Annotated in this window: 15 protein-coding genes; all 15 read left to right on the top strand. The window is 63.4% G+C overall.

Features of this window, described 5'->3' with window-relative positions; genetic code table 11:
- Nucleotide 1 precedes the first annotated feature (1 nt).
- Entirely contained in the window at nt 2-2275 is a 2274-nt protein-coding gene (locus AZ34_RS17645; protein ID WP_051509750.1) for a virulence-associated E family protein, read from the top strand.
- 211 nt (nt 2276-2486) lie between these two features.
- Nucleotides 2487-2927, top strand: coding sequence for a hypothetical protein (locus tag AZ34_RS11705; RefSeq protein ID WP_155831798.1), 441 nt, complete (start codon nt 2487-2489; stop codon nt 2925-2927).
- Entirely contained in the window at nt 2914-3303 is a 390-nt protein-coding gene (locus AZ34_RS11700; protein ID WP_035608219.1) for an antiterminator Q family protein, read from the top strand. The genes AZ34_RS11705 and AZ34_RS11700 overlap by 14 nt, the downstream gene beginning before the upstream one ends.
- Nucleotides 3304-3431: 128 nt before the next feature.
- Nucleotides 3432-4061: a phage tail protein gene (locus AZ34_RS11695; RefSeq protein WP_035608215.1), complete on the top strand. Its 630-nt coding sequence runs from the start codon at nt 3432-3434 to the stop codon at nt 4059-4061.
- 129 nt (nt 4062-4190) lie between these two features.
- On the top strand, nt 4191-4775 hold the full coding sequence (locus AZ34_RS11690) for a hypothetical protein (RefSeq protein ID WP_051509748.1): 585 nt from the start codon (nt 4191-4193) through the stop codon (nt 4773-4775).
- On the top strand, nt 4772-6775 hold the full coding sequence (locus AZ34_RS11685; protein ID WP_081767188.1) for a phage terminase large subunit family protein: 2004 nt from the start codon (nt 4772-4774) through the stop codon (nt 6773-6775). The genes AZ34_RS11690 and AZ34_RS11685 overlap by 4 nt, the downstream gene beginning before the upstream one ends.
- Before the next feature lie 12 nt (nt 6776-6787).
- Nucleotides 6788-6979: a hypothetical protein gene (locus tag AZ34_RS11680; protein WP_035608212.1), complete on the top strand. Its 192-nt coding sequence runs from the start codon at nt 6788-6790 to the stop codon at nt 6977-6979.
- 1 nt (nt 6980) lies between these two features.
- On the top strand, nt 6981-7199 hold the full coding sequence (locus AZ34_RS11675) for a phage head-tail joining protein (RefSeq protein WP_035608209.1): 219 nt from the start codon (nt 6981-6983) through the stop codon (nt 7197-7199).
- Nucleotides 7200-7205: 6 nt separating this feature from the next.
- Nucleotides 7206-8693 (top strand): phage portal protein, encoded by a 1488-nt coding sequence (locus AZ34_RS11670; RefSeq protein WP_081767187.1) that lies wholly within the window; start codon nt 7206-7208, stop codon nt 8691-8693.
- A 67-nt stretch (nt 8694-8760) separates the two neighbouring features.
- Complete coding sequence (locus AZ34_RS11665) at nt 8761-10938, top strand: prohead protease/major capsid protein fusion protein (protein ID WP_051509741.1); 2178 nt, start codon at nt 8761-8763, stop codon at nt 10936-10938.
- An 84-nt stretch (nt 10939-11022) separates the two neighbouring features.
- The gene (locus AZ34_RS11660; RefSeq protein WP_035608207.1) at nt 11023-11367 is read left to right on the top strand and encodes a DUF2190 family protein; all 345 of its coding nucleotides are present in this window, start codon (nt 11023-11025) and stop codon (nt 11365-11367) included.
- Between the two features lie 20 nt (nt 11368-11387).
- Nucleotides 11388-11687 (top strand): head-tail joining protein, encoded by a 300-nt coding sequence (locus AZ34_RS11655; protein ID WP_051509740.1) that lies wholly within the window; start codon nt 11388-11390, stop codon nt 11685-11687.
- Between the two features lie 2 nt (nt 11688-11689).
- On the top strand, nt 11690-12232 hold the full coding sequence (locus tag AZ34_RS18370; protein WP_035608205.1) for a hypothetical protein: 543 nt from the start codon (nt 11690-11692) through the stop codon (nt 12230-12232).
- Between the two features lie 11 nt (nt 12233-12243).
- A complete protein-coding gene (locus AZ34_RS18365; RefSeq protein ID WP_155831797.1) occupies nt 12244-12474 on the top strand; it encodes a DUF2635 domain-containing protein in 231 nt (76 codons plus the stop codon).
- Nucleotides 12471-13940: a phage tail sheath subtilisin-like domain-containing protein gene (locus AZ34_RS11645; protein WP_035608202.1), complete on the top strand. Its 1470-nt coding sequence runs from the start codon at nt 12471-12473 to the stop codon at nt 13938-13940. The genes AZ34_RS18365 and AZ34_RS11645 overlap by 4 nt, the downstream gene beginning before the upstream one ends.
- Nucleotides 13941-13957: the final 17 nt, after the last annotated feature.

Below are 13957 nucleotides of genomic sequence, written 5' to 3'. Positions count from 1 at the left end.
CATGACGAACAAGAAAAACTCTGGCGGCTCGGAGGGGTGGCGCACGGTCTGTCCAGTGCCGGCCGACGTCGCGCTGCCCACATTCCGGCATTCTCACTATCAGCCTTCCGACATCGTTGACAAGTCGGTTTACGTGCTCGACGGCGAGCTGCTGGGCTATGTTGTGCGCTTTCGCTCAAGCTCTGGGGAGGCCAAGGCCCTGCCCTATACCTGGTGTCAAAGTGAGCAGGATGGCAATTTCAAGTGGTGCCAGAAGCAGTGGGATGAACCTCGGCCCCTTTTTCTGGCTGGCGGTGAAATGCCGGGCCAGCGCACCGTGGTTCTGGTGGGTGATGAGCCTACGGCAGGCCTGCTGCAGCAGGCCCTGGATGAAGCCCTGGAAGGGTTCTACAGCGTCGTAACTTGGCCAGGTGGCGGAAAGACGTGGCGCAAAGCTGATTGGTCCTGGCTCAAGGGCTGTAGGGTGCTTCTCTGGCCCGCCAGCGATGCTGAGCATGCACCGCTGAACCGCACTGAGCGCGCTGCCATGACGAGTGACCTGGGCCGCGCCGTCCTGCAGCAGGAAAAGCCCATGCTTCCCTTGCGTCGTCAGCCGAGCTACCTGGTCATGCGGGCCGTGGGCGAGCACCTGCAGGCGCAACTGGAGTGCAAGGTGGCAATGCTGCAGATCCCGGAGCCCGGATCTGTCAAGCACGGATGGGGTGCGGCCAATGCCGTTCTTGAATGGCCAGGCGAGCGACTGCTGAACTTTCTTGGCAGCGCGCAGCCGCTTCTCGACGCGGCCGAAGCCGGATCTACCCCAACCATTGCTGCCGCGGGGGATGGGGGAGGGCGCGGTGCGATGAAGGCGGAGGCCCGACGCTGGCAGGACTGCCTCCTGCTGACCGAGAAGGGCCTGGTCAAGGCCGTGCGTGAGAACGTCGTCATCGCGTTGGACGGAATTCCGGCAGATGGCATTGACGGATGCGGCGATATGGCCGGCTTGATCCGTTTCAATGAGTTCACCAACAACGTCGAAAAGACCCGTGACACACCTTGGGGCACGTCGGCCGGCGTGTGGGAAGAGCATGACGAACTGTTGATGGGGGAGTGGCTGGTGCGAACTCAGTTCCTGCCTTCCATGCCCCGCACGGCGCTAGAGGAGGCGGTGGTCATGGTGTCGCGCCGCAATGCCTATCACCCAGTCCGCGAGCGCATGCTGGCCCTCCAAGGTCGGTGGGATGGGCGTCGTCGATTGCCTATGTGGTTGCAGCGTGTTTGCATGGCCGAGGGGGCGCTTGGCCCCGACGACGAAGATTTGCGCCAGTACTTGGCCCGCGCAGGCACATGGTTCATTCGGGCCATGGTGGCCCGAGTATTGCCTCTGGAAAAAAGCGGCAGCCACATATTGCGCGGCCCAGGCACGAAATTCGATTACATGCTGGTCTTGGAGGGCATTCAGGGTGCCGGCAAGACCACGTTTGCCGAGACCTTGGGCGGCGACCACTTCGCCAACACCGGCCTGACGCTGGGTGACAAGGACAGCTACCAGAACATCCAGGGCGTCTGGATCTATGAGTGGGCCGAGTTGGATGGCCTGGCGCGCGCGGACCTCACGCGCGTGAAGAGCTTCATTTCCAGCGCCAAGGACCGGTTTCGCGCCAGCTTTGACCGGCGCCCCAAGGACTACCCGCGCCAAGTGGTGTTCGTTGGCACGACCAATGAGCGGCACTACCTCAGTGATCCGACAGGCAATCGTCGCTTTTGGCCGGTTGCCTGCACCCGTGATCTGGACATCGCCTGGTTGCGCGAGAACGTCGAGCAACTGCTGGCCGAAGCATTGCACGATCTGGGTAACGGTGCGCGCTTCTGGCCCACGCGCGAGGAGCAGCGCGAGCTATTCGATCCTCAGCAGCAGGTGCGCGTGCTGCAGAACCCGCTTGAAAGCGCCATTCGCCGGTACCTGTACGACGAGGACCAAAAGGTGCCTCAGTTTGGCGAGAACGGCGCACTGCTCCAACGAATCACGCTCAGCGACCTGCTGACGGCGATTGGCTACACGGTGGACAAGCAAACACCTGCTGTTGCCAAACAGGTGGCCGCGGTCATGCATGCGTTGGGATGGGAGCTGAAACGCGCCAGCAAAGGAATGGGGGGCGGCGAAGACAAGGCCCGGCCCTACCACTATCACCGGCCCAAGCCCGCACCAGCACCAGGCTCGGCACAGGCCACATCGTCATCGCCCGGTACGCAGGGTGAATCACCAAAGAGGCCCGACGATGAGCCCCCATTTTGACCAGCGAGGGCGCGCCAAAGCCGTGCGCAGCGCCGAAAAGGTCAGGGCGCTCAGTTCGGGTGCGCCCATGTAGCCCGTAGCCGACCGAGACCGGGCGCGCCCGGATGTCCACGTGTCCACGTGATTCCTGTGATTTCTCAAAGCAGCTCAATGGCTGCTTATGCGATCCAGGGCGGAGCTATGCCTTCGCGCAGCGTGGTTTGGCGTCCAGATGTCTGCACTGCTTTGCAGGCATGCGTGGCATGGGCGGGTGCGGGCGCGCGTGGGGGTTGCGATTTTTGTTTTTTCATTCAAAGGACATGGACATATGGACAAGAGGGCAAAGGTAGATTGGGCCTGGCTTCCCGCAGCCATGCCGCAGGTCGCGGGCCTGATGAGGGAAAAGCGCAAGCTCTACGGCGACGCGCATGTGAACGAGTGCTGGCGGCGGGGCGTGATTCAGGGGGAGGCCGGCTGGTTCTTCGCCCGTGAAGGTGCATTGACAGTCGGCACACCACTGCCTGGACCGAATGGCAATAGCCTGTTCGAGCAATTCAGTGATCTTGGGCCGGCCATGCTGCAGATCGCACCTCGACCTGGTCACGTTGAAGAAGTGGTGGATGGTGTTGTAGTCCTGGTGCCAGTTGATGGGGTGGTCAATGGCGCGCATTGAGGGCATCCGCTACAGGCTGGAGAACTGGGCCCGGTGGTGCGCCAAGGTGGAGGGTGGAGCGCTGGGTTTTCCAACCACCAACAGCCTCGCCCGATTGGCCGGGCGCAGCAGCAACTACGAAGCTGTGATTCCGACGAACGACGTTGATGCCGCTGAGACGGACGCGGCCGTGAAGTCGTTGCAGCTCACCCGTTCGCACCTCTACCTGGTGCTGACCTTGCACTATGCAAAAGGCCTGCCGATTCACAGGGTGGCGAGGGAAATGCATCGGGCTGAAAGCACCATCAAGCGCAACCTGGAAGATGCCGACCTCGCCATCCAGACGTGGCTGGTCGCGAAGGCCGAGAAGCAGCGGTCGGCCCCGGTGCGGTCATGACGGGGGTTTTCCAACATATACCTTTTTGCTACATTTCGGCTACGCTGCAGCGAGCGTGTTCCCAAAGCGAATTCACCATCTCAAGCCCCTGCCAGGTCTCGACCTCGCAGGGGTTTTTGTTTGCAACCATGTCCATCAAGATCGGTGTTCAATTCAACGTCAAGCAGGTCCAGGACCAGGTGGGTCGCTTGAAGGCGGACCTGCAGGACAAGGTGATTGCGCAGGCGCTGGGGAAGACGGCGGAGAAAGCGCGAGCAGAAATGACGCGCCAGATCACACGGGAGTTCGCCATAAAGGCGAAGGACGTGCGCCCCAGTATCTACATTGATCGGCCTCGGATGGGCAAGGTGTCCATGATCACGATCAAGGCCTTCCCGTCTAAGAAGGGGAAGCGCTCACGAAATGTCATGCTGTTTGGGGCGCGCCCTGCGCCGGGATCGGAGAAGCGGCGCGTCAAGGTCAAGCTGCCAGACGGTCGCTGGGTCATGCGAGTGGTGTCTGTCGGTGGGGGTGTCTCGGTCAAGATCCGCAAGGGTGAGTCACGCAAAGTCATCAAGGGCGCCTTCATCGGCAACAAGGGGCGGACAGTCTTCATGCGCGAGGGCGATGGCCGTTTGCCCATCAAGGGTGTGCAGACCATCGATGTCCCTCAGATGTTCAACACCAAGCGAATCAATGAGGCTGTCGTGAGGAAGATCCTGCAGGACTTCCCGCGCGAGCTGAATCGCCTGGTGGCCTACCGCCTCTCCAAGCTCTGACGGTTGCTTCACGGGTCCTCCCCGGGCCCCCGACCACTGCGGGTCGAAACGAGCGCGATCTTCGCCGCCTCGCAGACTTTGGGAATTGGTTTCCAGGGTTTCCATTCACAGTTTCCAGGGTTTCCAGACATGGGCGTTTCAGTTCGGGCATGTGCGCGAGAACTTGGGATCAGCCATACGGCGATCAACAAGGCCGTCGCGGCGGGGCGCGTGGCCAAGGCTGCGGACGGCACCGTGGAAGTTGAAGCTGTGCGCCAGGCCATGAACCAGACCGCAGATCCGTTTCGCGGCGGCCAGCGCCAGGCGGGTGTGGCCGGGCAGGTGCAGTTAGGGCCGACTGTAGGAGCAACTCAAGCCGAAGGAGCAGCTGGCGCATCACACCAATCGGCTCCGACCGTGTCTGCTCAGGGGGCGCTGTTGACGGCCCGAACTTTGAGCGAGCAGGCGAGGGCTGAGCGCGAGCAGATCGAACTGGCGAAGCTCAAGGGCTTGGTGGCTGAGCTGGCGCCCATGACCCAGGCGGTTCACGACGCGATGGTGGAAGCCCGCTCTGAAGTGCTGGCCCTGCCCGAGCGGCTGACCATGCTGGTCACGCCGGAGACGGATGCGGCGAAGGTCTATTCGATGATCGAGGCGGAAGCGAATCGCATATGTGATGCGCTGCAAAGCAAGCTGAAGCAGATGGCGGTCTTGCGGGCGACGGTGACGGTATGAACCTCAGTGATGGTTACACGGCGATCATGGAAGCTGCTGCAAGCGCCTGGGCGCGGCCTGAAAAGCTGTGGGTCTCCGACTGGGCGGACAAGTACCGTGTAGTGCCCAGCAAGTCGACGTCGGTGCGTGGGCCGTGGCGTACCAGCCTTACACCCTATGCGGCCGAGCCAATGAATGAGCTTTCGTCGCTTTCGCGGACGCAGGAAGTGGTCATCATGGCTGCCTCCCAGGTCATGAAGACCGAGGTGCTGCTCAACTGGGTTTTTGAGACCATTGATCAGGACCCCGCACCGATGCTGGTGGTGCAGCCGACGGAAAAGGCAGTCAAGGACTTCGTGACGCAGCGCCTGGATGCTGCCATCACCGTCATGCCGCGCATCGCAGAAAAAGTGCCCAGTGCGCGCAGGCGCGACAGCGGCAACACGATGACCGAGAAAAACTTCCCTGGCGGCGTGCTGTATCTAGGCTGGAGCAACAGCGCCAGTGAAATGGCGAGCAAGCCGATTAAGAAGCTCGCGCTCGATGAGGTGGACCGCTATCCCATCAGCGTGAAAGACGAAGGCAGTCCGGTCAAGTTGGCCGAGCAGCGCACCGCGAACTTTCCACGTCGCAAGATCCTCAAGACCAGCACGCCGAAGCGCAAGGGCGAGTCCGTTATCGCCGATGAGTACGAGGCCAGCAGCCAGGCGCAGTACTGGGTTCCCTGCCCGCACTGCGAAGGCATGCAGGTGCTGGAGTTCCCGAATCTGCGCTGGAAGAAAACCAAAGACCCGGGCACAGGAAAAAACATCCATTGGACCGATACGGCGGCGTACGTCTGCCAGCACTGCGGCGCGGAAATCGAAGAACGGTTCAAACCACAGATGCTGGCCAGAGGTGAATGGCGCCACCGGCACCCTGATCGCGCTAAGCGTGGCTATCACATCAACGGACTGTACAGCCCAGTGGGTCTGGGGTTCACCTGGGCAGAGCGGGCACAAAAATTTGTTGAGGCCAAGGCCGACCCGGCCAAGCTGCAGACCTTTGTCAACCTGCATCTGGGCGAACCGTTCGAGGACCACTCGGACGCCGTGCAAGCCAGCGCTTTGCAGCAGCGCGCGGAAGCCTACCCGCTGCGCACGCTTCTGCCGGGCTATCTGGTGCTTACGCTCGGCGTGGACGTGCAGCGTGATCGTTTCGCTTTCCACTTGGTCGCCTGGGGCCGTGGCGAACGCTGTCACACCGTGGATTACACCGAGATTCCTGCTGATACCACGCGCGAAGAGGAATGGGAGCGCATCACGGAATACCGGCGCAAGCCAGTGCGTAACGCCTTCGGTGTGGATCTGCGCGTGAGCATGACGGCCGTTGACAGCGGCGACGGCGTGACCGTTCATGAGGCCTACAAGTATGGTCGCAAGTACCGCCATGACGACGTCATCATCATCAAGGGTGCCAGCACGCAGAACCGCCCGATACTTGGCCGCCCGACGAAACAGGACGTGAAAAACGAGCGCGGCGCGATGGACCGCAACGGCGTGGATCTGTGGCTGGTGGGCAGCGACACGGCGAAAAGCGCGCTCTTCGCGCGCCTGGACGGCGATGCGCTACGCGAAGATAAAGCGGAGTGGCTGGTGCGCTTCAGCAGCGAGCTGCCGCCGAGCTTCTTCGAGGGCATCGTCAGCGAGTACTACGACAACGATCTGGGGCGATGGGTCAAGCGTAACGGCAAGCGCAATGAACCGCTGGACACCTGGAACTACGCATACGCAGCCGCGCACCATCCGCGAATCGAAATCCACAAAGCCCGCTCGGCGGACTGGGATGAACTGGAACGCCTGCTGGAGCCGCGTGTGCATGACATGTTCACTGCCGCACCGTCCACGAATGTGGACGGCAGTATCGAAGTGCAGACGCCTGTACCACCGCAATCCGAGGCCGGCAGGGAAGAGGCCTCGAGCTCGCAACGCGGCGCGCGAGATGATGGCTGGGTACCTGACGTGCCCGATAACTGGATCTGAAAAGGAGCGACTATGTTTGGTTTGCTTGAAAACTTGACCAAGGCAGCCGTGGCTGTGGCAGTCACGCCGGTGGCAGCGGCCGTGGATGTGTTGGCAATTCCTGCCGATGCCTACGATGGCAAGGATATGTTCTCGCGTACTGGTGCCATGCTCAGGGCCGCGGGCGAGAACCTCTCCGAAGCTGTCAAGCCGGATGGCAAGTGAAATGCCAGGCTTTACCGTCACCCAGCTCGAAGCCATCGAGCGCGCCATCGCCAGCGGCACCCTCAAGGTGCGTTACGACGGCAAAGAAGTGCAGTACCACAGCATGACGGACTTGATGAGCGCACGCGTAGTCATCCGTGAAGAGCTGCTGGCTACTGGCCTGCTGGCCGACGTCGCCACGCGTGGCCGCGCTACCTTGACCGAATTCAGCCGAGACTAACCCGCCATGCAGCACTCAGCACACATCGCGCCAAGCACTCGCCTGGAGCGCGCGATCGAGTACGTTGCGCCTAGCTGGGCGCTGCGCCGCTCCATAGCCCGCATGGGTCTGGACATGGCGCGCGGTTACGACGCGGCCAAGTCGGGCCGACGCACCGCAGGCTGGAACGCGACCAGCGGCAGTGCGAATGCGGAACTGGCCGAAGGTCTGTCCAGAATTCGTAACCGCGCGCGCGATGTCATCCGCAACAACGAATACGCGAAACGCGCCGTGCGCGTGTTTGCCAGCAACGTTGTTGGCTACGGCATCACGATCACGCCGGAGAACAAGCGCGAGCAAGAAGCCTATCTCGCCTGGGCCGATAGCCTGGAATGCGACGCCGACGGCAGCGGCAACTTGGCCGCGCTGCTCAGCTTGGCTGCCAACGAGCGATTCGGCGCAGGCGAGGTGCTCATTCGCCGTCGCTGGCGCCGCCTGTCCGATGGTTACTCCATCCCCATGCAGATCCAGGTGCTGGAGGCGGACCATCTTGATGAAAGCCGGACGGGTCCTATCGGCAACGCGGGTAATTTCTGCATCCTTGGCAAGGAATTCAACGCCATCGGCGAATGCGTGGCCTACTGGCTTTTCCCCGAGCATCCGGGCGAGATCGCGGGCCGCAGTCTGCGGGGCTTCGAAAGTCGCCGTGTGCCTGCCGGCGAGATCATTCACTACCGCTATCGAGACCGACCCAGCGCCGTGCGCGGCGTCAGCGAGTTGGCCGTCAGCCTCATGCGCTACCGCGACCTGGCCGACTACCTGGACGCTGAGTTGATCCGCAAGAAGATGGAGGCCTGCGTCGTCGCCATCGTCAGCAGTGACAAACCCGACAAGGCTCTGGGTTTGGCTGGTAGCGACAAGGGCGTGGAAAAGATGCGCCCCGGCATGATCTCGCGCATCGGCGCGACCGAAAGCGTGACGTTCAACAACCCAGTGCCCAGCGCGGGCGGCGGCGAATTCACCCGTCACCAGTTGCACGCCCTGGCCGTCGGCTCAGGTATCACCTACGCCCAACTGACAGGCGATATGTCACAGGCCAACTTCGCCAGCAACCGCATGGGTCTGATCGAGTTCCGCCAAATGGTGGAGCAAGAGCAGTGGCTGGTCCTGGTGCCGCAAGTTCTGCAGCGCATCCGCGCCTGGTGGCAGGAAGCGGCGGTGCTGGCTGGTGTACCTGTCGGCCCCCGGGCCAAGGACAAGTACTCGATGCCGCGCAAAGCACAAGTCGATCCGCTCAAGGACACCACGACTGCCAAGGAGGCTATCCGCGGCGGCGGCAAGACGCTCAGCGAATGGCTGCGCGAGGAAGGCACCACGCTCGAGGCCTACATCGAAGAGCGCAAGAAAGAGCAGGCCGCACTGCGGTCGGCGGGCATCGTGCTTGATACCGATGCAGCGACTACCGAGCTCGGACTGACTGGAGTAGATCTGCTGAAAACACCGCAAGAAGCCTGACAGCCTCACACCCCCTTAACCAGCCCGCCGCGGGTAACCCGGCGGGCTTTTTCCTTGGAGCTATCCAATGCCTCAAATCCTTGAACAGCGCCGCGCTGAAATGCCGCTGGCCAGCATCAGCATGGCCGTACGCAATGTCGTTGCACGCGCCGAAGCGGCAGCAGCGGAAGCGGCCGAAGGCGCGGTGACGGACGCCGCCGCCCGTTTCGAGCTGGTCTTCACCACCGGCGCGCCCGTGCGTCGCTACGACTGGCTAAACGACCGCTACTACCTGGAAGAACTGGTCGTTTCGCCCGAGGCCATCAACCTCGCCCGCCTGGAGCGCGGGGCGCCGCTGCTCAACACGCACTGGGCTTGGAGCCTGGAAGACCAGATTGGCGTTTGCGACCAACCCGCCATCGAAGGTGGCGCGGGCACCGTGCAGGCGCAGCTCAGCCGCCGTGACAGCGTGCGCGGCATCGTGCAAGACCTGGAAGACCGCGTCATCCGGAATGTCAGCGTGGGCTACAGCCGGGACGCCATCGAAATGGTGGCCCCGGGGGAAGAAAACGGCATGTGGGTCTATCGCGTTACGCGCTGGACACCCATGGAAGTGTCCCTGGTGCCCATACCAGCGGACATGGACAGCCAAGTTCGCAGCGAGTCTGTGGAAGGCCGTCAACGACTGCTCGACCGTGAAGGCCATGAACTGCGCACCTACCCCTGCGCAGTGACCGAAATTCAAACCCGAATCCCCACGGCGGGGTCAGCCGAACACCGCAACTTTGAAGGAAGCAATATGCCCCAAACTGCAACCCCGCAGTCCGGCAGCGGCAATCATGCCCCAGCCGATCAAACTCGCGCCACCCCGGTGCAAACGGCCACCGCTGCGCCCGCGTCCGATGCCACCGAGGCCGCGCGCCAGGCCGGCATGCAGGCCGAGCGCCAGCGTCAGGCCGACATCCGTGCTGCCGTGCAAGCGGCACGCTCCACGCTCGGCGCCTCGGATGCCGAGGCGTTGTCCGTGCGCCTCATCGACGCAGGTGTGAGCGTGGACGCAGCTCGCCGCGAAGTGCTGGAGCAGCTGGCTCAGCGCAGCGCCGCCACGGCCACGCGCAGTCCTGCCGACATCCGCACCGAGCGCGATGAGGTCGAAACCGCTCGCCACCGCATGGCGGACGCGCTGTTGCTGCGTGCCCGGCCCGACCGCGCCGCCGGGGCTGACGTCGGTGGTCGCGCCATTGACGCCGAAGGCGCGCGCAACTTCCGAGGCATGGACCTGATGGACATGGCCCGCCATGCCATCCGCGCGGCGGGCGGCAACCCGGATGGCCTCTCCCGTCGCGAGATTGCGCAAGCAGCACTCAACTTGGACAGCGATGCACGCCGTGCGGCCGGCATGCACGGAAGCAGCGATTTTCCCAACGTGCTTGCCAACACGGTCAACCGAAGCTTGCGCGCGGCCTATCAGCTCGCGCCGCGCACCTTCACCGGCTGGGCGCGTCGCAGCAGCAACAAGGACTTTCGCGAGAAGGCGGTGGCCCAGCTTTCCGAACTGTCGCGGATGCAGAAGGTAAACGAAGGCGGGGAATACAAATTCCTTTCCTTCGGTGACAGCGCTGAGAAATACAGCCTTTCCAAGTACGGCGGCATCATCGCCATCACCTGGGAGTCGCTCATCAACGATGATCTGGCCGCCTTCGATCGCCTGCCTCTCATGATTGCCGCCGAGGCCGCTGCCCTCGAAAGCGACATCGTCTACGGCATCTTGACGGGCAATGCCACCATGTCGGACACCAAGGCCCTGTTCCATGTGGACCATGGCAACTTGGCCGGTGCGGGTGCAGCCATCACGGACGTGACGCTGGGGGCCGCGCGTGCGGCCATGCGCAAGCAGACGGGCGCCAAGGGCCGCGTGCTCAACCTGACCCCCGACTTCCTCATCGTCGGTCCGGACAAGGAAGGCGAGGCCAACAAGTACACCAGCGCCCAGTTCGTCGCTGCCAAGAGCGCCGACGTGAACCCGGCTTACAACACCAGCCTGGAAGTGGTGGTGGAGGCACGCCTCACTGGCAACCAGTGGTACATGGCTGCTACTCCCGCGCTCATTGACACGGTCGAGTACTCCTACCTGGAGGGCGAAGAAGGCCTCTTCACCGAGCGCAAGGATGGCTTCGAGGTGGACGGCTTGCTGATCAAGGCCCGCCATGTCGTTGCGGCCAAGGCCATCGACTGGCGCGGTCTCTACAAAAACGCGGGCGCGTAAGCCGCTTGTCCACGCAGGTGCGGTCCAGCCTTGTTGCGCTGGACTGCACCGCTCGTCCCCTTCATCACTTTCAAGGAATTCACCATGAAAAACTTTGTCCAGCGTGGCGACACGCTTCCGCTCACCCCGACTGCGGCCGTCGCCAGTGGTGTCGGCTATCTCTTCGGCGCAGCGCTGTTCGGCGTTGCCGTCAGCGACGTGGCCGCGAACACGGAAGGCGAGTTCAAGACCGAAGGCGTGGTCGAGATCGGCAAGACCAGTGCCTTGGCCATCAGCGTCGGCGACCGCCTCTTCTGGGACGCGGCCAACAAGGTGGTCAACAAGACCACGGCTGCCCAGCAGTGCGTTGGTATCGCTGTTGCCGCTGCGGTCAACCCCAGCGCCACCGTGCTCATGAAACTGGTACCCAGCGTACCGGTGGCTACCTGATAGCCAGGGAGGCGGTTTTCGTGTTCGACCCCAGCATCTTCATGCAAGCCTTCGAGGCACATGGCTTGGTCCATCGTGCCACGCGCGCAAGTGTTCCAGGCGACACCGGGTTCCTATGCGGCTTCGTACGCCCGGATGAGCTCATTTTGGGCGACGACGTGCATGCGGCCGGTCCGGAAATCGAATTCGAGACTGCCGCCGCGCCGGGCCTGGTCCGCGGCCAGACGCTGACCATCAACGGCCAGGACTATCGCCTGGTGAGGGACCCGCGTCGCCAGGGCGATGGCTACTTCAGCCGCGCCGTGCTGAAGGAGATTTGACCATGCACCGTCGCACCGCCATCCGCGCCGCTGTCGCCGCGCGCCTGCAGGCCCATTTGGCCGTGGTGGGCCTGACCGACTGCTACGCTGGCCGCGTGCAGCCCACGCGTGAAGACCGAATGCCCTTCGCACGCGTCTTACTGGGCGACGAAAGCAGCGAGCTGTTGACCGACTCGGGCGACGAGAAACGGGCCCTTTCCGTGTCCATACGTGTATACGAAAGAGCCGAGGAAGACCTCGGCGCCGCGCTCGATGCCATTGCCGAAAAAATCGAAGGCCTGTTCTGGCACGGTGGCTTCCTCGGGGACCTAGCCGGCGAATGGCGACACACCGGCAGCGATCTCGAAGACGGCGAGGGCGACAGCGTGGCGGCGCGGCATGAGGCTGGCACGCTGACCCTCAACTACGAATGTACTTACCGCTGGTCCCCGCCCGACACCACGGCGGATCTGGCGCCCTTTGCCCACGCGCACGTCACCACCCAGGCCGCTTCGGCGTCCGGGGTGGCGCGTGCCGAGGATCACATCGAATTGCCTCAAGACTGAAAGGATTCACCATGGATGTCCAACCCGTGCCGGGTCGCCTTGTGCGAGACCCGGCTACCGGCCGTGAGCTGACGGAGCGCATGACCGTTCCCGATGGCTCGCCCTTCTGGCTTCGCCGCCTTACTGCCGGCGATGTCACGCGCGCCGATGCTGCGGCAGCTGCGCCGAAAGGCCGTGTGCAGACGCCTGCACCCGCCGCCGGTTCCCCCAGCTCCGCTGACAAGAAAGGCGGCTCGCAATGAATTTCAACCAGATCCCCGTCAACCTGCTGACCCCTGGCCAGTACGTCGAGTTCGACAACTCCCGTGCCGTCCAGGGTGCGGCGCAGATGCCGCAGCGAATCCTCCTCATCGCCCCGAAGTTGGCTGCAGGATCTGCTGCAGCTGACGTGCCCCTGCAGATCACCAGCAGCGCCCAGGGCGTGGCCGCTTGCGGCCGGGGCAGCTTTGGCGCTGCCATGTGCGATGCCCTTTTTCGTGTGCCCCAGGCGGGGGACGTGTGGCTGCTGCCGGTGGCCGATGACGAAGACGGTGTCGAAGCGACGGGTGAAATCACTTTCGGCGGCTCCCCCACGGCGGCCGGCGTGGTGTCGCTCTATGTGGCGGGCACGCTTGTCTCCGTCGCGGTCGCCGCCGCAGCAACCGCTGCGAGCGTTGCGACCGCAGTGGCTGCAGCGGTGAACGCGAACACGGATCTGCCTGTCACAGCGGCTGCGGCCGGGGTCGTTGTCACGCTCACGTCGCGACATGCTGGCGCCCTGGGCAATGACATCGATCTGCGCTTCAACTACTACCCGTTGACCGAGCGCATCCCTGCGGGTCTGACGGCCAGTGTCGAAGCAATGGCGGATGGGGCCACGAATCCGAGCGTTGCGGTCGGTCTGTCGAACATCGGCAGTTCCCAGTACAACACTGTCATCTGCGCCTTCAACGATGCGGCGAACCTTGCGCTGGTGGAAGCCGAGCTGGACACGCGCTGGGGGCCGATGCACATGAACGATGGTCACTGCCACGTGGGCCTGCGCGGCACGGTCGGCACCATCAACACGTTTCTCGCGACTCGCAACAACCCGCACCTGACGGTCTGGACGATGGAGCAGGGGGGTGAACCCCAGCCGTTGTGGGTCAAGGCAGCCACGGCTGGCGCGGTGGCGGCCTACTACCTGGCTATCGACCCGGCGCGTCCTTTGCAAACCCTGGCCCTGCCTGGCTTGCTGCCCGCGCCGCAGGAGAAGCGGTTCATCCGGGAAGAGCGCAACAACATCCTGAGCTACGGCGGCGCAACGACCGAGGTGAATGCCGGCGGCGAAGTGTGCATCGAGCGCGGGGTGACGACCTACACGCAGAACTCCTCGGGCCTGGCCGATCCCAGCTACCGGGACATCGAAGTCCTGTACACGCTGAGTCTGCTGCGCTACCAGGTGCGCGCCCGGTTCGCGCAAAAGTACCCGCGTCACAAGCTGGCCAATGACGGGACGCCGGTCCAGCCTGGTCAGCCTGTCATCACGCCGAAGATCGCCAAAGCCGAGATGGTTGCCCTCTGCGGTGAGTGGATTGACCTTGGCCTGGTCGAGAACCTGGAAGCCTTCAAGGCAGGCCTTGCCATCGAACGTGCCAGCGGGGACGCGGATCGCCTCAACGTCCTGCTCCCGCCGGATCTCATCAACCAACTGCGTGTCGTCGCCGCGCAGATCCAGTACCAGCTCTAAGAAAGGCGCATACCCAC

This window comes from Hylemonella gracilis str. Niagara R (assembly GCF_000600295.1).
Classification (GTDB): Bacteria; Pseudomonadota; Gammaproteobacteria; order Burkholderiales; family Burkholderiaceae_C; genus Hylemonella; species Hylemonella gracilis_A.
Note: the sequence above shows the minus strand (reverse complement) of the source record. Positions and strands in the feature narration are given on the sequence as shown.

Excerpts from the sequence above, each read along its gene's own strand:
- AZ34_RS18365 (WP_155831797.1), top strand. The coding sequence starts at position 12,244 with ATGGATGTCCAACCCGTGCCGGGTCGCCTTGTGCGAGACCCGGCTACC.
- AZ34_RS18370 (WP_035608205.1), top strand. The coding sequence starts at position 11,690 with ATGCACCGTCGCACCGCCATCCGCGCCGCTGTCGCCGCGCGCCTGCAG.
- AZ34_RS11700 (WP_035608219.1), top strand. The coding sequence starts at position 2,914 with ATGGCGCGCATTGAGGGCATCCGCTACAGGCTGGAGAACTGGGCCCGG.
- AZ34_RS11695 (WP_035608215.1), top strand. The coding sequence starts at position 3,432 with ATGTCCATCAAGATCGGTGTTCAATTCAACGTCAAGCAGGTCCAGGAC.
- AZ34_RS11660 (WP_035608207.1), top strand. The coding sequence starts at position 11,023 with ATGAAAAACTTTGTCCAGCGTGGCGACACGCTTCCGCTCACCCCGACT.
- AZ34_RS11680 (WP_035608212.1), top strand. The coding sequence starts at position 6,788 with ATGTTTGGTTTGCTTGAAAACTTGACCAAGGCAGCCGTGGCTGTGGCA.
- AZ34_RS11670 (WP_081767187.1), top strand. The coding sequence starts at position 7,206 with ATGCAGCACTCAGCACACATCGCGCCAAGCACTCGCCTGGAGCGCGCG.
- AZ34_RS17645 (WP_051509750.1), top strand. The coding sequence starts at position 2 with ATGACGAACAAGAAAAACTCTGGCGGCTCGGAGGGGTGGCGCACGGTC.
- AZ34_RS11675 (WP_035608209.1), top strand. The coding sequence starts at position 6,981 with ATGCCAGGCTTTACCGTCACCCAGCTCGAAGCCATCGAGCGCGCCATC.
- AZ34_RS11705 (WP_155831798.1), top strand. The coding sequence starts at position 2,487 with ATGTCTGCACTGCTTTGCAGGCATGCGTGGCATGGGCGGGTGCGGGCG.
- AZ34_RS11665 (WP_051509741.1), top strand. The coding sequence starts at position 8,761 with ATGCCTCAAATCCTTGAACAGCGCCGCGCTGAAATGCCGCTGGCCAGC.
- AZ34_RS11690 (WP_051509748.1), top strand. The coding sequence starts at position 4,191 with ATGGGCGTTTCAGTTCGGGCATGTGCGCGAGAACTTGGGATCAGCCAT.
- AZ34_RS11685 (WP_081767188.1), top strand. The coding sequence starts at position 4,772 with ATGAACCTCAGTGATGGTTACACGGCGATCATGGAAGCTGCTGCAAGC.
- AZ34_RS11645 (WP_035608202.1), top strand. The coding sequence starts at position 12,471 with ATGAATTTCAACCAGATCCCCGTCAACCTGCTGACCCCTGGCCAGTAC.